The following is a 16,983-nucleotide window of genomic DNA, read 5'->3' as shown; positions in this document are numbered from 1 at the left end:
CTCAGGCCAGCGCCTCGTGGACCTTCTCGAACAGGCCCACCGCGACGACCAGCAGCGGCACCAGCGCGATCAGCGCGACCGCCTCCAGCACGTCGCCGAGCCGTCCGCGCCGCACCGAGGGCACCGACGGGGTCAGCGTCGCGGCGAGCAGGGCGGCACCGGCGACGGCCAGCAGCACCGCGAGGGTGGGCCGCCAGTCGTCGTGCAGCGCCAGGACGGCGACCGCGGTCGTCGCGAGGCCGGCGATCCCCGCGACCAGGCCGGTCAGCACCTCGCTGCCGGTGCGGTACTGGCGGGTGCGCAGCATGACGACCAGGCACGCGTCGACCGCGAGCAGCGTGCCGGTCACGCCCCGGCTGACCGCGATCGGCGCGATCAGGACCAGCAGCAGCCCGACCGTGCCGGAGATCGCGAGCAGGATCTCGTGGGCGATCCGGGCGTCGGCGAGGACCTGGCCCGGCTCGATGTCCTCGGGGTCGGAGGTGATGTCGGCGGCGCTGAAGAGCTGGTCGACGCGGGTGGAGGTCGCGCCCAGCGCCAGCCACGGGAAGATGCTCCCGGCCAGCACCACCAGGGCGAGCACCGTGGTGAGCAGCGCGGCCGGGGCGATGCCGTCGTCGACGGAGTCGAGGTAGAGACCGGCCGCCAGGGCGAGTGCCCCGACCACGACCGGCGGGAAGACGAGGGTGCGCCCCGGGCCCAGCCCGATCACGCACACCAGGCCGGCGGCGAGGGCACCCGCACCGGCGAGGGCGAGCGGCTGGCCGAGCAGCCCACCGTCCTGGTCGGCGAACATCAGGCCCGCCGCGGCGGCGTAGACGGCGCCGAGCCAGGCCACGCCCACGGCCGCCTCGGGCTCGCGCTGCGCGCGGGAGAGGACGATCGCCCCGGCGCACAGGGCGGCGGCGACCACGGCGGTGGCGGCCGCGGCGAGGTCGGAGCCGCGCTGCACGAGGAGCGCGGCGACGCCCAGCAGCAGGAAGAGCCCCGCCGCCAGCAGCGCCGTACGACGGCCGGAGGCCGGCTGCCAGGGCTGGAGGTCGTTCTCGACGACGTCGGCCATGGCCTCGACCACGTCGTCGTAGACGCGCGGCGCGGGGTCGTCCACCCCGGCCGTCACGGTGAGCAGGCCGCCGTCCTCGACGCCCTGCAGGGTGAGCCCGGTGTCGGGGACCAGGCGGCGACCGTCGGCCGTGCCGACGCGGTAGCCGCCGTGGACGGTGGCCGGGTCGAGCAGGCCGACGCTGCGGGCCAGCTCGGGAAGGAGCTCGGCGACCGGCACCGCACCGGGCAGCACCAGGTCGACGCGACGGGTGCCGGAGGTGACGGTGACCCGGACCAGGCCGGAGGCGACCGGCGCGGGAGCCCGACCAGCTTGTGTCATCTGCTCACACCTTCCGAGAGTCCGCCGGGGATCCGACGGGGGCCATCGTGGCACGCACGGTAGCCGTTGCCGTGCCCGGACGGGACGAACGGCACGGCGACCGGACATGACGAGAGGGCCGACGCTCGGCGTCGGCCCTCCCGGACGAGTCGGGCTCGGCTCAGAACTCGAACCGGCCGGCGCCGCGCTTGTCGGCGGCCATGTACTCGGCGTTGGACTGGTAGACCGTCTGGTGGCTCTGGTCCAGCAGGTCCTTCAGCTCGTTGATCGCGAAGTCCCAGGCCTGCTTGGACACGCGGTAGGCGTCCTGCTGGGCACCCGACCAGGTGGCGACCTTGGGCGAGATGTCGTTCTCGAGGTTGGTGAGGGTGTCTTCCATCCGCTTCACCGTGTCGTACATGTGCTGGGCAGCGTTGTCCAGCTCGTTGTGGTTGACGCGAAGTCCGTCGAGGCTCATGTCTATTTCTCCTGGTTCCTGGGGCCCGAGATCAGATCGAGCCGAGCTTGTTGAACAGGTTGTTCATGCCGGCGCCGGCCTGCTGGTCGACCGCGACGTTGTCCTTCTCGGTCTCGGTCAGCGCGGCGTGGAACTTGTCCAGCGCGGTGGTGACGACCTTGTGCTTCTCCGTCCACGCCTGGTGGAGGATGGTGAAGGCGCGACCACCGTCGCCCTCCCACTTGCCCTTCAGGCCCTGGATCTGGCCGTCCAGGGTGTCGGAGTGCTTCTTGAACTCGTCCTTGGCCTGGATGACGCGCTCAGCGATCTGCTTGAGCGCGCCCTCTGCGTGGCCGAACTCGACATTCGACATGTCTGCTCCTTGGTCAGTCGGGCGGGTCCGCCCGCGGTTGCTATCTGTGGATTGGCTCCCGAGTCCTGCCTTAGAGCCGATGCCGTGCTTGCTACCCGCACCCCCGAGGTGGTTAAACCTCAGCTCGTCAGTTCCCACAGGTAACGGAAGAATCCGATGGCCACGACGAGCGAGCCGACGGTGAACGAGCCGCACACCGCCTCGGCGATCTCGGCCCGCCGCGACCACCACGCCGAGCGCCAGCCGCGACCGACCAGGACGGCCACCAGGACGAGCACGCCGGCCACCCCGATCGCCAGGAACGTGACCAGGCGGACGAGCCCGGGACCGGCGGCGTCCCCCGGCCCGGCGCCGAGCACCACGGCGGCGACGAGCACCAGGGCGAGCACGCCGGCGACGCGCAGCAGCCGGCGGGCCGCGGCGTGACGGTAGCTGCGCGCGGCCAGCAGCAGCGAGGCGCCGCCGAAGCCGACCAGGCAGCGGGCACCGGTGCGGTCGAGCGGCAGCACCGCGGTCCACAGCAGCAGGGGCGCGGAGACGAGCACGACCACGAGCACCGCGGTCGTCGCCGCCCGCACCGTGCGGGTGCCGCGTGCGGCCACCCCGCCGATCGCGTCCGCGGACACCACGATCCGGCCCCGCCGGCCGGTCGGCCGCTCCCGGGCGGACCACGCGGTGACCGCGAGCCGCTCGAGGTCGAGCAGGTACTGGTCCGGCACGTCGACCGCGACCTCCGGCACGAAGCGCGCCGCCAGCACGGCGCCCAGGAAGAGCACCGCCCACACGGTCTGCGGCGAGGCACCGGTCAGCGCGCCGACGCCGGCGAGCACGAACCAGCCCGCACCGACGAACAGCCAGGTGCGCAGCGCCGGCTCCGCCGGGTGGCCCGGCTCGGCGAGCGCACGGCCGACGGCCGCGGTCACGGCGGCCGCCAGGGCGGCGGCGCCGAGCACCATCGGGAGCCGCTCGGGCAGCGGGTCCCACACCATCGCGAGCACCGCGGCCGCGGCGAACGCGGGCGCAGCCACGACCCGGTGCACGGCGAGGGCGCCGATCGGCAGGCAGCCGACCACGGCCGCCACCAGCAGCACGGCGACCGCCGGCCACCGCTCGTCGCCGGGCAGCTGGGCGGTCGCCCAGCCGGCGACCAGCGCCACCGCGACGGCGATGGCGAGCCAGGTCGCGGACGCGGTCCCCGCCACGACCGGCGGGGCGGCGTCGCGCGGCCCACTGCGGGTGCGCGGGGGGACCTTGCGGGCGTAGGGGTCGATCGCGACGAGCACCGTGCCCGGCACCAGGCCCAGGGCGTCGATGTGCGTGGTCATCTGCAGCGACTCGCCCGTGCGGGTGACCAGCGGGAGCGGCGCGGGCAGGCCCGCCTCGGCGGCGTAGACACCGGCCACGTCGGCCAGAGTCGCCCCCGCGGGCACGGTCAGGTCGAGGACGCCGCGCGGCCCGTGCACCGTCACCGCGGTGACCGCACCGGGCGCGGCCGGCCGGGACGTCGTACCGGGCATCGGGCCTCCCGAGATTGATGTTCCTGCCCGCAGGGTAGTCCTCCGAGTCATGTGGTCGTCCCTACCCGTCCTGAGCCGGGCCTATCATCGTCCGCGTCGCACCGCGCCGAGCGGGCCGCGTATCCGGGGACGACAGGGGACGACAGCGTGACGGTGACCCAGAGCAGCACGCCGGGGCGGCGGGTGGCGACGCCCGGCAGCCTGACCCAGCGCGGCGGGCGGAGCGAGCGGCCCGAGATGCCCGGCGGCCAGCTGCAGATCCAGCCGCCGCCGCAGATCCAGCCCAACGAGGGCGCCGCCGGGGTCGCGATGAACGCGATCCCGATGCTCGGCAGCCTCGGCTCGATCGTCCTGGTCGCCGGCCTGGGCGGCGGCAACGGGCAGAACCAGGCGCTGCGCTTCATCGCGGCCGGCATGTTCCTCTTCGCCACGCTCGGCTTCATCATCGTCCAGATCGACCGGCAGCGGAAGCAGCGCCAGCAGCAGGTCGGCAGCTCGCGCACGGAGTACCTGCGCTACCTGTCCACCGTGCGCGGCGTGGCCCGCGACGCCGCCGACCAGCAGCGCCGCGCGCTCACCTGGATCCACCCCGACCCGACCGCGCTGCCCTCGCTCGCCGAGGACCGCTCGCGGGTGTGGGAGCGCTCCTCGGCCGATCCCGCCTTCCTCCAGGTCCGCTACGGCGTGTGCGCGCAGCCGCTCGCGCTCGAGCTGGTCCCGCCCGAGGGCGCCCCCATCGACGACGTCGACCCGGCCTCGGCCTCGGCGCTGCACCGGCTCCTGGTGGTCCACCGCCTGCAGCCGGACCTGCCCGCCTCGATCGACCTGCGCGCGTTCGACCGGATCGAGGTGTGCGGCGGCGAGGAGGAGGCCCGCTCCATGGCGCGGGCGCTGCTCTGCTCGGCCACCGCCTTCCAGTCGCCGGAGAACCTCCAGGTCGCGGTCCTCGCGACCGACGCCACGCTGGCCCACTGGGACTGGGTGAAGTGGCTGCCGCACGCCCACAGCCAGCACCAGAACGACGCCGTCGGCCCGGCCCGGATGGTGACCACCTCGCTGACCGACCTGGCCCAGATGCTGCCGCCGGACCTCAGCGAGCGGCCCCGCTTCGGCGCGGACGAGCGGCCCGCGATCCCGCACATCGTGCTGATCACCGACGGCGCGGAGCTGCCGCCGGGCAACCACGTGATCCCGCCCGACGGCCTGCACGGCGTCACCGTGATCGACCTGCCCGCCCACTGGGGCGAGCTCGACAGCGCCACCGCGCTGCGGCTGGAGCTGGCGGACCGGGCGCCGGGCGAGCCGGAGTCGAGCGGGGTGCCGCTCGTCGCCGTACGCCTGCGCACGGAGGCGCTGCGCGCCAAGGGCGACCAGTGCAGCATCGCCTCCGCGGAGGCCCTGGCCCGGCGGCTGACCCCGCTCTTCACGCCGAGCGCCGGCGCCGCGGTCGGCGACGACGCGGCGGACATCACCGCGCCCACCGACTTCATGGACCTGCTCGGTCTGGGCGACGTGTTCACCTTCGACCCGGACGCGGCCTGGCGCGCACGCCCGGCCCGCGACCGGCTGCGGGTGCCGATCGGCGTCGGCGACGGCGCCGGCCCGATCCACCTCGACATCAAGGAGTCCGCCCAGCAGGGCATGGGGCCGCACGGCCTCGTCATCGGCGCCACCGGCTCCGGCAAGTCCGAGTTCCTCCGGACGCTGGTGCTCGGCCTCGCGATGACCCACTCCCCCGAGCAGCTCAACATGGTGCTCGTCGACTTCAAGGGTGGCGCGACCTTCGCGGGGATGTCGGAGATGCCGCACGTCTCCGCGGTGATCACCAACCTCTCCCAGGAGCTCACCCTCGTCGACCGCATGCAGGACGCCCTGTCGGGCGAGATGGTGCGCCGCCAGGAGCTGTTGCGCGAGGCGGGCAACTTCGCCTCGATCCGCGACTACGAGAAGGCCCGTACGTCGGGCGACCCGGCCGGCGCGCAGCTGCCGCCCCTGCCGTCGCTGTTCATCGTCGTCGACGAGTTCTCCGAGATGCTCTCGGCCAAGCCCGAGTTCATCGACCTCTTCGTCGCCATCGGCCGGCTGGGCCGCTCGCTCGGGCTCCACCTGCTGCTGGCCTCCCAGCGGCTGGAGGAGGGCCGGCTGCGGGGCCTGGAGTCCCACCTGTCGTACCGGATCGGCCTGCGCACGTTCAGCGCGCAGGAGTCGCGCGCGGTGCTCGGCGTGCCGGACGCCTACGAGCTGCCGGCCGTGCCCGGCCTGGGCTACCTCAAGCCGGACCCGACCCAGCTGACCCGGTTCAAGGCGGCGTACGTCTCGGGACCGCCGGAGGCCGGTCGCCGGCGGGTGGACCGCGACGGCGGCGGCAAGCTGCGCGGCATCCTGCCGTTCACGATCTCCGAGGTGCAGACCTTCGACGACCCGGCGGCGCTGGAGAGCGACGAGCCCGCGACCCCCGCGCCGACGACCGGCGAGTCGACCTCGCTGCTCGACATCGCGGTGCAGCGGATGGACGGGCGCGGCCCGGCCGCGCACCAGGTCTGGCTGCCGCCGCTCGACGAGCCGGACACCCTCGACCAGCTGATGCCCGACCTGGCCCACCACCCCGACCTCGGCCTGGTCTCGATGCAGTGGCGCCAGGCGGGCAACCTGACGATCCCGATCGGCACCGTGGACCGCCCGCGCGAGCAGCGCCGCGACACCTTGACGGTCAGCCTGAGCGGCGCCGCCGGCCACGTCGCCGTCGTGGGCGGTCCGCGCAGCGGCAAGTCCACCCTGCTGCGCACGATCGTGACCAGCCTGTCGCTGATCTCGACCCCGCTGGAGTCGCAGTTCTACGTGCTCGACTTCGGCGGCGGCACCTTCGCGCCGATGACCGCGCTGCCGCACGTCGCGGGCGTCGGCAGCCGCTCGGAGCCGGAGGTCGTGCGCCGGATCCTCGCCGAGGTCAAGGGCATCGTCGACCGCCGCGAGGCCTACTTCCGCACCCACGGCATCGACTCGATCGAGACCTACCGCACCCGCCGCGCCCAGGGCCGCGCCGACGACGGGTACGGCGACGTGTTCCTCGTCGTGGACGGCTGGGGCACCCTGCGCTCGGACTTCGACGACCTCGAGGTCGAGGTGCAGCAGCTCGCCGGCCGCGGGCTGACCTTCGGCCTGCACGTGGTCACCGCGGCCACCCGCTGGCCGGACTTCCGGGCCGCGATGCGCGACGTGCTCGGCACCAAGCTGGAGCTGCGCCTCGGCGACCCGATCGACTCCGAGATCGACCGCAAGGTCGCCGCCCTGGTCCCCGCCAACCGGCCCGGCCGCGGCATGGTGCCGGGCAAGCTGCACTTCCTCTCGGCCCTGCCGCGCCTCGACGGCGACCAGACCGCGGCCACCCTCGGCGACGGCGTCGACACCATGATCTCGGCCGTCACCAAGGCCTGGCAGGGCCCGTCCGGGCCCAAGCTGCGGCTGCTGCCGGACCGGATCACCCTCGACGAGGTGCGCGCCCTGGCGCCGACCCCGCCGGCGCGCCAGCTGCTGCTCGCGATCAACGAGAAGGAGCTGGCCCCGGTGGCCTTCGACGTCGACGCCGAGCCGCACCTGCTGCTCTTCGGCGACGGCAAGTCCGGCAAGTCGAACTTCCTGCGCACCTATGTCCAGGAGATCATGCGGACCCGCACCCCGGCGGAGGCGCAGATCGTGGTCGTCGACTACCGGCGCTCGTTGCTCGGCGAGGTGCCCGAGGACTACCTGCTCAACTACCTCACCTCCGCCACGCAGGCACAGCCCGCGCTGAGCGACCTGGCGACGTACCTGCAGAACCGGCTGCCCGGACCCGACGTCACCCCCGACCAGCTGCGCAACCGGTCGTGGTGGTCGGGCGCGGAGGTGTTCGTCGTCGTCGACGACTACGACCTGGTCGCCACCCAGCAGAGCTCGCCGATCGCGCTGCTCCAGCCGCTGCTGGCCCAGGCCCGCGACGTGGGCCTGCACGTGGTCATCGCCCGGCGCTCCGGTGGCGCCTCGCGGGCGCTCTACGAGCCGGTCATCCAGTCCCTGCGCGACCTCGCCATGCCCGGCATCCTGCTGGCCGGCAACCGCGACGAGGGCGTGCTGATCGGCAACCTCCGGCCTGGGCCCGCCCAGGCCGGGCGCGGGCGCCTGGTCTCGCGCGAGCGCGGCGCCGAGGTCGTTCAGCTGGCCTGGACCGACTCCTCGATCTGACCCGGCTCGTCCCGGTCCTGGGGCGCCGCGATCAACGCGGCGAGCCCGGTGGTGACCGGGACGGCCAGGACCAGGCCGATCGAGGTCACCAGGGTGCGCACAACCTCCTCGGCGAGCTGCTCGGTCGAGAGCAGGTCGAGGAGCGGGCGGTCGTAGACCCGCAGGAGCAGCAGCAGGAGCAGCGCCGTGCCGACGTAGGCGAAGACGATCGTGTAGATCGCCGAGGCGATGTGGTCGCGACCGATCCGCATCGCGCTCGCGAAGACGGTGGCCCGCGAGGCGTGCGGGCTCGCGGCGCGCAGCTCCCAGACGGCGGAGGCCTGGGTGATGGTGACGTCGTTGAGGACGCCGAGCCCGGCGATCACCAGCGCGCAGCCGAGCAGGGTCTGGAAGTCGAACGCACCGACGGTGGCGAGGATCTGGCCGCCCTCGTCGCTGATGCCCGTCAACCGGGCGTCGCCGATCGCGACGATGCCGATCCCGGCGGTGAGGAAGATGCCCACCAGGGTGCCGGCCAGCGCGGTGCTCGTGCGCAGCGAGAAGCCGTGCGTCGTGTAGAGCACCACGAACATGATCGCCGCCGCACCGGTCAGCGCGACGCCGACGCCCGGCGCACCGTCGAGCAGCGCCGGCAGCATCCACCACCACACCACCGCGCCGCCGAAGGCGAGGCCCACGAGGGCGAACAGCCCGCGCAGCCGGGCGATCGCGAGCACCACGACCACGAAGGCGATCGTCAGCCAGAGCAGCGTGCCGTGCCGCTCGGTCGCGAAGTAGGAGTACGACGGCGTCTGGACCTGCGCGTCCTTCGCGGCGGGCGTGCGCAGCAGCTCGACCTTGTCGCCCTTGCCGATCCCGGAGTCGATCACGTCGGGCGGTACGTCCAGGACGACCGGGTCCTTCTCCCCCGGGACCCGCACGCTCACCGTGCTGCACCCCGACCCGTCCGGCAGGCCGCCGCCGGCGCACTTCGGGGCGACCTCGACGACCTCACCGGTCGGGAAGGTCACCCCGGGTGCGGCGAACTGGGCGGCGGCACCGCCCTGCTTCGCGGCCTGCTCCGCGGCGTCGCCCGGCGGGAACCAGGCGACCAGGCCGGCGAGGGTGAGCAGCAGCGCGACACCGAGCCCGGCGAGGAGCGCGGTGCGCGCCGTCGTACCGACGCTGATCTGGTCGTCGACACCGTCGGAGGCACGGTGGGAGTGGCCGGAACCCATGGGGATCACCCTGTCATGGGCTACCAGCTCGACGTGGTGATGCCCGGCAGCTCCCCGCGGTGGGCCATCTCGCGGAACCGGATCCGGGAGAGCCCGGCCTTGCGCAGGTAGCCCCGCGGCCGGCCGTCGACCTGGTCGCGGTTGCGCAGCCGGACGGCCGAGGAGTCGCGCGGCAGGTCGTCCAGCGCCTGCACGGCCGCGGCCAGCTCGGCCGAGCCGGGCTCGGCGCGCCGGATCCGCTCCTTGAGCGCGGCCCGCCGCTCGGCGTACCGCTCGACGGTGGCGCGACGCCGCTCCTGCGCGGCGATCTTGCTCTGCTTGGCCATCAGCGCTCCTCGCGGAAGTCGACGTGCTGCCGCACGACGGGGTCGTACTTGCGCAGGACCATCCGGTCCGGGTCGTTGCGCCGGTTCTTCCGGGTCACGTAGGTGAACCCGCTGCCGGCCGTGGACCGCAGCTTCACGATCGGCCGCACGTCGCTGCCCTTCTTCGCCATGTCAGATCTCCCCTCGGGCGCGGAGGTCGGCCACCACAGCCTCGATCCCCCGCTGGTCGATGGTCTTGATGCCGCGGGCACTGACCCGCAGCGTGACGTGCCGGCCCAGCGAGGGCACCCAGTACCGCTTCCGCTGGACGTTGACGTCGAAGCGCCGTCGCGTACGACGGTGCGAGTGGGACACGTGGTTGCCGAACAGTGGCCGCGCCCCGGTCACCTGGCAGGTGCGTGACATCGCTTTCTCCTTCCACTCATCGTGTGTCATGATTGAGAACGATTCTCATTCTAACCAGACGAGGAGAGAACACCGTGAAGCCAGGAATCCATCCCGCGTACGGCCCGGTCGCCTTCCGGGACCGGGCGACCGGCGACGTCGTGCTCACCCGCTCGACGCTGGCCGCGCGCCCCGGCGAGGCCACCGTCGAGGTCGAGGGCCGCAGGTATCCCGTGGTCGACGTGGACGTCAGCGTGCACAGCCACCCGTTCTGGACCGGCCAGGGCCGGGTCCTCGACAGCGAGGGCCGGGTCGAGGCCTTCGAGCGGCGCTACGGGCGGGGTGCGCGATGAGGGTGCCCGTCGTCCTCATCTCCGGCGTCGACCCGGACGCGATGGCCTCGGCCATGGTCGGGCTGCAGTTCGACCTGCCGGGCGCGGTCGCCGTACGCCACCACATCGATGTCGAGCGCGGCGTGCTCACCCGCACCGTCAGCGACCTGACCGGCGTCGTGGAGAACCACGAGACCCTGCTGGAGCACGCCTGCGTGGGCTGCGCGATCCGCGAGGACATCGTGCCGACGCTCACCCGGCTCGCCCGCGACGGCCGGTGGGCGAGCATCGTCGCGCACCTGCCCGTGGGGGCGGAGGCCGCGCACGTGTGCTCGGTGCTCACCTGGGACACCCGGCTGGCCCGCTTCCTCCGGGTCTCCGGGGTCGTCGCCGCGCTCGGCGCCGAGCACCCCGTCCGCGACCTGCTCGGCGACGACCTGCTCGCCGACCGTGGCCGGCACAGCGCGCACGACGACCGCCGCGGGGTGGGCGAGGTGCTCGCCGCCCAGGTGGAGTACGCCGACGTGGTGGCCTTCGACGGCACCCCCGACCCGGTCGCGACGTCCCTCGTCACCGCCCTGGCCAGGCCCGGTGTGGCCGTGCTGCACGGCGGGCACGCGCTCGACGGCACCGCCCTGACCGGCGGGATCCACACCCACGCGGCGACCGACGCCTGGACCGACCCGGCCCGCACCGACGCGCTGCCGGACCTCGCCGGCGAGGGCGTGTGGCGCCTGGACCTGCAGTCCACCCGCGCCTTCCACCCCGGCCGGTTGCTGGAGTCGCTGGAGAGCCTCGGCGGCGGGACACACCGCTCCCGCGGCTGCTTCTGGCTGCCGACCCGGCCCGGCCGGGTCGTCGAGTGGGACGGCGCCGGCGGTCAGCTGAGCATCGGCGACTCCGCGGCCTGGGGGCGTCGTACGCCGTTCACCCGGATCGTGCTCACCGGCGTCGGCGCCGCACCGGCCCACCTGCGCGCGGCCTTCGACGGCCTGCTCGTCGCCCCCGGCGAGCAGGTCGCGCACCCCGGTGGCGAGGACGGCTTCGAGCCGTGGCTCGGGCCGATCCGGGAGGTGGCGTGATGGCGGTCCCGAAGCGCCGTACCTCGCGCAGCAACACCCGGCACCGCCGGTCGCAGTGGAAGGCGACCGCACCGGACCTGGTGCCGGTGACCCTCGACGGCGAGACCTTCCGGGTGCCGCGCCGGCTCGTCGGCGCGGTGATGGACGGCCTGGTCGACCCGCGCACGGGAAGGAGGACCCGATGAAGGTCCGCAACTCGCTCCGCTCGCTCAAGAACCAGCCCGGCGCGCAGGTCGTGCGGCGCCGCGGCCGGATCTACGTCATCAACAAGCAGAACCCGCGGATGAAGGGGCGTCAGGGCTGAGGCTCACTCGTACGGTTGCCGGGGTGCGGGCACCTCCTCGACCGCTGACGCCCTCAGCGCCGGGAGGTCCACGCCCTCGACACCGGTGCCCTCGGCCCAGCGCCCGACCACGCGGACCCACGTCTTCTCCGCCGGCACGTCGACCCGTACGTCGCCCGCGTCGATCCGCACCCGGAAGGCGCTGGCGTCGGCGGCACAGCAGCTGATCGTGAGCCGGTTGACGAACCAGGCGCCGTCGGCGTGGGTGACGAAGCCGACCAGGCGCACCTCGCGGCCGGCCAGCGCCTCGCCGTACCCGGCGGCGAGGCTGACGAACTCGGCCAGGCCGACGTCGGTGGTCCGGTCCCGGGGCAGCGGGTCGACCGCCGGCTCGTCGTACTGCTGGGCGGAGACGTCGTTGACCCGGCGGTCGGCGACGTAGGCACCGAGGGCGGCGGGCTGGACGGCGAGGCCGACGACCACCGGCAGGAGCAGCACCCAGACCGCCGGGGTCGTGGGCTCGCCGCCGTCCTCGCGACGCAGGACCCGGCTGAGGGCGAGCAGCAGCATGAGCACGCCGCTGACGACGAGGGGCCACTTCATCGCCGCGTTGACGTAGCGGGTGTGCTCGTCGGTCACGCTGACGCGGAGGGTGAGCGCACCGAGGGCGGCCAGGACGACGGCCTGGGCGTTGCGGTTCACAGCAGCACCGTCCCGACGACGGTCGCGACGACGGTCGCGACCACCAGCACCAGCGGCACGAACTGGGCCGCGAAGGCGCGGCCGAACTGGCCGGCCTCCATCGCGGCGAGCTTGACGTCCATCGCCGGGCCGACCACCAGGAACACCAGCTTGGCGGTGTCGGAGAAGGCGGTCAGGCTGACCGCGATGAACGCGTCGGCCTCAGAGCACAGCGCGACCAGGAAGGCGAAGGCGGCCAGCGCGACGACGGCCAGCAACCACTGGTCGGCGACCGACTCGACGACGTCGAGGGGCACGAACACGTTGATCGCGGCCGCGATCACGGCGCCGATCACCAGGAATCCGGCGGCGGGCAGGGCGTCGTGCCAGGCGGCGGCGACGAACCGGCCCCAGCGCGACTCGCCGCCGTGGGCGTGGCCGGCCTCGGCGATCCGGGGCAGCCGCAGCGCCGGCACCCGTCGGGTGAGGACGACGTAGATCCACCCGATCACGACCGCGACGAGCATCGAGGCCACGAAGCGGGCCAGGACCATGTCGGTGCGGCCCTGGAAGGCGACGGCAGTGGAGACGATCACGGCCGGGTTGACCGCGGGCGCGGCCAGCAGGAAGGTCAGCGCGACCGCGGCCGGGACCCCGCGCCGGGCCAGGCCGCCGGCGACCGGGACGGCCGCGCACTCACAGGTGGGCAGGCCCACGCCCGCGATCCCGGCGACCGGTACGGCGAGCAGCGGGTTGCGCGGCAGCACCCGGGAGACGACCTTCTCCGAGAGCAGCGCGGAGATCAGCCCGGAGAGCAGCACGCCGAGCACGAGGAACGGGATCGACTGGACCACGATCGCGAGGAAGACGGTGGCCCAGGCCTGGAAGGCCTCGTTGCCGAGCGGGTCGGCGAGAAGGCGCTGGGCCGGCACCGCGGCGAGCAGGACGAGGAGCGCGATCCAGACCTGCCGGTCGGCGGGAGGCGCGGTGCTCCCCGGTGCGGACGGCGCGGGACGGGCGCGCCAGGGTGCGAGGGTCCGAGAGGGTGCCATGGCCGGGATTGTAATGAGAATCATGCTCATTTCTCGGCAGCCTGCGCGATCTGTCGCATCCGCGGCGCCTACGATGCCGCAGTGAGCCGCCGCGTCCCCGTCGTCGCCCTGACCGGCCACCTCGGTGCCGGGAAGACCACGCTGCTCAACCACCTGCTGCGCCAGCCCGGGGCCCGGGTCGGCGTGGTCGTCAACGACTTCGGCGCGATCAACGTGGACGCCGCGCTCGTCAGCGGCCAGGTCGACGAGCCGGCGTCCATCGCGGGCGGCTGCCTGTGCTGCCTGGAGGACGCCGGGGGGCTCGACGAGGCGCTGGAGAGGCTCGCCCAGCCGCGGCGCGCGCTCGACGTGGTCGTCGTCGAGGCGAGCGGGATCGCCGAGCCCGGTGCGCTGGCGTCGATGATCGCCGGCAGCGCGGCCCCGAACGTGCGACCCGGTGGCGTGGTCGACGTCGTGGACGCGGTGGAGTACTTCGCCACCGTCGACGGCGGCGGCCTCGCACCGGCCCGGTTCGCGATCGCCACCCTGGTGGTGCTCAACAAGGCCGACCTGGTGCCGGAGGAGACGCTGGCCCGGATCGAGGCCCGGGTGCGCGAGCGCAACCCGCACGCCCACGTCGTACGGACCTCGCACGGGCGGGTCGACCCCACCCTGGTCTACGACGCCGCGAGCGAGGAGGAGCCCGAGGACGAGCTGCCCCTGGCAGCGCTGCTGCGCGCCGAGCGCCCGGCGGCCCCCGGGCACACCCACGCCGCGTCGGTCTCGGTGACGGCGAGCGAGCCGGTCGACCCGGCCGCGCTGAAGGCGCTGCTGGCGGCCCCACCGCCGGGCGCCTACCGGATCAAGGGCACCCTCGCGGTGCGCCGCGGCAGCCGGGTGCGCGGGCAGGTGGTCCACGTGGTCGGCCGCCAGGTGGACGTGAGGTCGTGCCCGGCACCGGAGCGGAGCACCCTGGTCGCGATCGGCCTCGGCCTCGACCCGGACGTGGTGCGCCCGGCGCTGGAAGCGGCGGTCCGGCCCGCACCGAACTAGAACACGTTATCGTTTCGCCATGAGTGCGTACGACGTGATCGTGGTCGGCTCGGGCGGTGGCGCCCTGACCGGCGCCGCCCTGGCGGCGAAGGCCGGGCTGCGCACCGCGGTCCTGGAGCGGACCCCGCTCATCGGCGGCACCTCCGCCTACTCCGGCGGCGCCTGCTGGCTGCCCGGCAGCGCGGTCCAGCAGCGCGCCGGGCTGCCCGACTCGACCGAGGGCGCGCGGGCCTACCTGGCCGCCGTCCTCGACTCGCCGGACGACGCGCGGGTGGAGGCGCTGCTCGCCCAGGCGCCGCGCCTGGTCGCGGCACTGGAGGCCGACGAGCTGATGGACTTCGAGTGGATCCCCTTCTCGGAGTACTACGACGCGCCCGGCCGGGTCCCGATGGGCCGCTCCATCCAGCCCTCGGCCATCCGCCGCGACGCGCTCGACCCCCGGGTCGGCGCCCTGCTCCGCCCACCGGTCGAGCGCGACCGGGCCGGCCAGCCGGGCCGCTCCACGCTGTCCGGCGGCCAGGCGCTGATCGGCCGGCTGGCCGCGATGGTGCTGCGCGACGGCGGCGAGGTCCTCGTGGAGCACCACGTCACCGGCTTCGTGCGCGACGACACCGGGCGGGTCGTCGGCGTGCGCGCCGAGACGCCCGGCGGGCCGGTCGAGCTGACCGCGGACCGGGGTGTCCTGGTGGCGGCGGGCGGCTTCGAGGGGAGCCCCGAGCGTCGTACGGCGCACGGGACGCCGGGGCGCGCGGAGTGGACCATGGCACCGCGCGGCACCAACACCGGCGAGGTCATCGACGCAGCGGCCGAGGTCGGCGCGGCCACCGACTTCTCCGGTGAGGGCTGGTTCTGCCCCGGCCTCCTGCAGCCCGACGGCTCGGGCACCTTCACCCTGGGCTTCCGCGGCGGGCTGATGGTCGACCAGCACGGCGAGCGCTACGGCAACGAGTGCCTGCCCTACGACCGCTTCGGCCGGGTGATGGCCGCGGCACCCGAGCGGACCCCGTCGTGGTTCGTCTTCGACGCCCGGGAGGGCGGGCGGCTGCCCGCCATCGCGATGCCCGAGGGCGACCCGGCCGAGCACCTCGCCGCCGGCACCTGGGTCCAGGCGGACACGATCGAGGCGCTGGCCGAGGCGTGCGGGCTCGACCCGGTGGCCCTGGTCGCCACGGTCGAGCGCTTCAACGGCTTCGCCGCCTCGGGTGTCGACGAGGACTTCGGCCGCGGCACCGACGAGTACGACACCTTCTTCGCCTCGGCCGGCTCGCCCAACAAGGCGCTGGTCCCGCTCGACACCCCGCCCTACGTCGCCGCGCGGTTCGTGCTCTCCGACCTCGGCACCAAGGGCGGGCTGGTCACCGACGCCGCGGCCCGCGTGCTCGACGAGGCCGGTACGCCGATCCCCGGGCTCTACGCGGCCAGCAACTCCACCGCGTCGGTGTTCGGCTCGTCGTACCCGGGTCCGGGGGCGCCGCTCGGCGCCGCGATGACCTTCGCCTCGCTGGCGGTGGAGGACCTGCTCAGCGGGAGCTGACCCGCTCCAGCACGCCGCTGGCGAAGTCGGCGAGCGCGCGGACCTGCTCCGGGCTCAGGCCGTCGAAGAACAGCTCCTGGACCAGCTCGACGTGGCTCGGCGCGGCGGCGGCGATCGCGGCATGACCGGCGTCGGTCAGGTCCACGAAGGCGCCGCGGCGGTCGTCGGCGCAGTGCCGCCGCTCGACGAGGCCACGCGCCTCCATCCGGGAGACCTGCTTGGAGACCCGGGACTTCTCCCACTGGAGCCGCTCGCCGAGCTCGAACATCCGCAACGAGTGCTCGGGCACGTCGTCGTCGGTGAGGGCGACCAGGATCTCGTAGTCGGACAGCGACAGCCCGCTCGCCGCCTGCAGCTCGCGACCGAGCCGGGCGCTGAGCTGCGTGTGGACGTCGAGCCAGCCCCGCCAAGCGGCCTGCTGCTCGTCGTCGAGCCATCGTGTCGTTCCCATCGTCCCGATCCTAGCCGAGAATGTTGACACATCCACGACTTCGGGAGCATGGTTGTTGACATGGCAACTATCGACCTCGACGCGATCACCCGGGACCGCGAGCGGATCAAGCGGGAGCACCTCGTCCCCGAGGCGGAGCGGCCGGCCAGCAGCGCCCGCGGGATCCACCACGCCGCCCTGCTCTCCTCCGACGTACGACGCACGATCGCCTTCTACCAGGGGCTCCTGGAATTCCCGCTGACCGAGATCTTCGAGAACCGCGACTACGCCGGCTCCGACCACTTCTTCTTCGACGTGGGCGCGGGCAACCTGCTCGCCTTCTTCACCCTGCCGGGCCTCGACCTCGAGCCGTACGCCGAGGTGCTGGGCGGGCACCACCACATCGCCATCTCGGTCACCCGCGAGAAGTGGGACTACCTGCGGGCCAAGCTCGACGACGCCGGGGTGGCCTACCACCTGGAGTCGAAGGTCTCGCTCTACTTCCCCGGCCCGGACGGCGAACGGCTGGAGCTGCTGGCCGACCCGCTCGGCGAGATGTACGGCACGAAGGTGCTCTAGCTGTGATGTCCAGGGAGGTTGTACCGCCCGGCATCGGTGAGCCTGTCTGACAGACGAAGGCCTCCGGTTGTGAAGTGGAGCTGTCTAGGAACCGCTTCACCCGACCGGAGGCCCTCATGTCCC

19 protein-coding genes are annotated in these 16,983 nt (G+C 73.8%); 8 read left to right on the top strand and 11 right to left on the bottom strand.

What is annotated here, in order from left to right:
* Window position 1 precedes the first annotated feature (1 nt).
* The 4 genes from eccD to MRBLML1_RS19195 form a co-directional block, all read right to left on the bottom strand.
* Window positions 2-1,384 carry a type VII secretion integral membrane protein EccD gene (gene eccD / locus MRBLML1_RS19210; RefSeq protein ID WP_364519021.1) on the bottom strand — a complete coding sequence of 461 codons (1,383 nt, stop codon included), beginning with the start codon at window positions 1,382-1,384 and terminating at the stop codon, window positions 2-4.
* Between the two features lie 160 nt (window positions 1,385-1,544).
* Window positions 1,545-1,841: a WXG100 family type VII secretion target gene (locus tag MRBLML1_RS19205; protein WP_364519019.1), complete on the bottom strand. Its 297-nt coding sequence runs from the start codon at window positions 1,839-1,841 to the stop codon at window positions 1,545-1,547.
* Window positions 1,842-1,872: 31 nt separating this feature from the next.
* Window positions 1,873-2,193 (bottom strand): WXG100 family type VII secretion target, encoded by a 321-nt coding sequence (locus MRBLML1_RS19200; protein WP_364519017.1) that lies wholly within the window; start codon window positions 2,191-2,193, stop codon window positions 1,873-1,875.
* A 119-nt stretch (window positions 2,194-2,312) separates the two neighbouring features.
* The gene (locus tag MRBLML1_RS19195; protein WP_364519015.1) at window positions 2,313-3,710 is read right to left on the bottom strand and encodes a hypothetical protein; all 1,398 of its coding nucleotides are present in this window, start codon (window positions 3,708-3,710) and stop codon (window positions 2,313-2,315) included.
* 237 nt (window positions 3,711-3,947) lie between these two features.
* On the opposite strand from MRBLML1_RS19195, the gene eccCa reads away from it, so the two are divergent.
* Window positions 3,948-7,928, top strand: coding sequence for a type VII secretion protein EccCa (gene eccCa / locus MRBLML1_RS19190; protein ID WP_414691290.1), 3,981 nt, complete (start codon window positions 3,948-3,950; stop codon window positions 7,926-7,928).
* Here eccCa and MRBLML1_RS19185 read toward each other — a convergent pair.
* From MRBLML1_RS19185 to rpmB, 4 genes are read right to left on the bottom strand one after another with little or no spacing between them, the layout of a single operon-like run.
* Entirely contained in the window at window positions 7,898-9,145 is a 1,248-nt protein-coding gene (locus tag MRBLML1_RS19185) for a YibE/F family protein (protein ID WP_364519011.1), read from the bottom strand. The genes eccCa and MRBLML1_RS19185 overlap by 31 nt on opposite strands.
* Window positions 9,146-9,165: 20 nt before the next feature.
* Window positions 9,166-9,471, bottom strand: coding sequence for a 30S ribosomal protein S14 (gene rpsN, locus MRBLML1_RS19180; protein ID WP_364519009.1), 306 nt, complete (start codon window positions 9,469-9,471; stop codon window positions 9,166-9,168).
* Window positions 9,471-9,641 carry a 50S ribosomal protein L33 gene (gene rpmG / locus MRBLML1_RS19175; protein ID WP_364519007.1) on the bottom strand — a complete coding sequence of 57 codons (171 nt, stop codon included), beginning with the start codon at window positions 9,639-9,641 and terminating at the stop codon, window positions 9,471-9,473. Before rpmG ends, rpsN begins: the two co-directional genes overlap by 1 nt.
* 1 nt (window position 9,642) lies before the next feature.
* Window positions 9,643-9,876: a 50S ribosomal protein L28 gene (rpmB, locus tag MRBLML1_RS19170; protein ID WP_364519005.1), complete on the bottom strand. Its 234-nt coding sequence runs from the start codon at window positions 9,874-9,876 to the stop codon at window positions 9,643-9,645.
* Window positions 9,877-9,950: 74 nt separating this feature from the next.
* Here rpmB and MRBLML1_RS19165 point away from each other — a divergent pair, with 74 nt between their 5' ends.
* Genes MRBLML1_RS19165 through ykgO form a run of 4 tightly spaced genes read left to right on the top strand, consistent with a single transcriptional unit; the run spans window position 9,951 to window position 11,573 of the window.
* Window positions 9,951-10,208 (top strand): type B 50S ribosomal protein L31, encoded by a 258-nt coding sequence (locus MRBLML1_RS19165; RefSeq protein ID WP_364519003.1) that lies wholly within the window; start codon window positions 9,951-9,953, stop codon window positions 10,206-10,208.
* Entirely contained in the window at window positions 10,205-11,269 is a 1,065-nt protein-coding gene (locus MRBLML1_RS19160; RefSeq protein WP_364519001.1) for a GTP-binding protein, read from the top strand. Before MRBLML1_RS19165 ends, MRBLML1_RS19160 begins: the two co-directional genes overlap by 4 nt.
* A complete protein-coding gene (gene rpmF, locus MRBLML1_RS19155) occupies window positions 11,269-11,454 on the top strand; it encodes a 50S ribosomal protein L32 (protein WP_364518999.1) in 186 nt (61 codons plus the stop codon). Before MRBLML1_RS19160 ends, rpmF begins: the two co-directional genes overlap by 1 nt.
* Window positions 11,451-11,573, top strand: coding sequence for a type B 50S ribosomal protein L36 (gene ykgO / locus MRBLML1_RS19150; protein ID WP_364518997.1), 123 nt, complete (start codon window positions 11,451-11,453; stop codon window positions 11,571-11,573). The genes rpmF and ykgO overlap by 4 nt, the downstream gene beginning before the upstream one ends.
* Window positions 11,574-11,576: 3 nt before the next feature.
* Here ykgO and MRBLML1_RS19145 read toward each other — a convergent pair whose 3' ends face one another.
* Both MRBLML1_RS19145 and MRBLML1_RS19140 read right to left on the bottom strand, forming a co-directional pair.
* Window positions 11,577-12,254 (bottom strand): TIGR03943 family putative permease subunit, encoded by a 678-nt coding sequence (locus tag MRBLML1_RS19145; protein WP_364518995.1) that lies wholly within the window; start codon window positions 12,252-12,254, stop codon window positions 11,577-11,579.
* On the bottom strand, window positions 12,251-13,285 hold the full coding sequence (locus MRBLML1_RS19140; protein ID WP_364518993.1) for a permease: 1,035 nt from the start codon (window positions 13,283-13,285) through the stop codon (window positions 12,251-12,253). Before MRBLML1_RS19140 ends, MRBLML1_RS19145 begins: the two co-directional genes overlap by 4 nt.
* Before the next feature lie 81 nt (window positions 13,286-13,366).
* On the opposite strand from MRBLML1_RS19140, the gene MRBLML1_RS19135 reads away from it, so the two are divergent.
* On the top strand, window positions 13,367-14,317 hold the full coding sequence (locus tag MRBLML1_RS19135; RefSeq protein ID WP_364518991.1) for a CobW family GTP-binding protein: 951 nt from the start codon (window positions 13,367-13,369) through the stop codon (window positions 14,315-14,317).
* Between the two features lie 19 nt (window positions 14,318-14,336).
* Window positions 14,337-15,851, top strand: a complete 1,515-nt coding sequence (locus MRBLML1_RS19130; RefSeq protein WP_364518989.1) for an FAD-dependent oxidoreductase — start codon at window positions 14,337-14,339, stop codon at window positions 15,849-15,851.
* Here MRBLML1_RS19130 and MRBLML1_RS19125 read toward each other — a convergent pair.
* Entirely contained in the window at window positions 15,838-16,302 is a 465-nt protein-coding gene (locus MRBLML1_RS19125; protein ID WP_364518987.1) for a MarR family winged helix-turn-helix transcriptional regulator, read from the bottom strand. The two genes, MRBLML1_RS19130 and MRBLML1_RS19125, sit on opposite strands and share 14 nt — an antisense overlap.
* Window positions 16,303-16,362: 60 nt before the next feature.
* Here MRBLML1_RS19125 and MRBLML1_RS19120 point away from each other — a divergent pair, with 60 nt between their 5' ends.
* Window positions 16,363-16,860 carry a VOC family protein gene (locus MRBLML1_RS19120; protein WP_364518985.1) on the top strand — a complete coding sequence of 166 codons (498 nt, stop codon included), beginning with the start codon at window positions 16,363-16,365 and terminating at the stop codon, window positions 16,858-16,860.
* Window positions 16,861-16,983: the final 123 nt, after the last annotated feature.

It is taken from the genome of Nocardioides sp. LML1-1-1.1, assembly GCF_040676175.1.
In the GTDB taxonomy this organism is placed as follows: Bacteria; Actinomycetota; Actinomycetes; order Propionibacteriales; family Nocardioidaceae; genus Nocardioides.
Note: the sequence above shows the minus strand (reverse complement) of the source record. Positions and strands in the feature narration are given on the sequence as shown.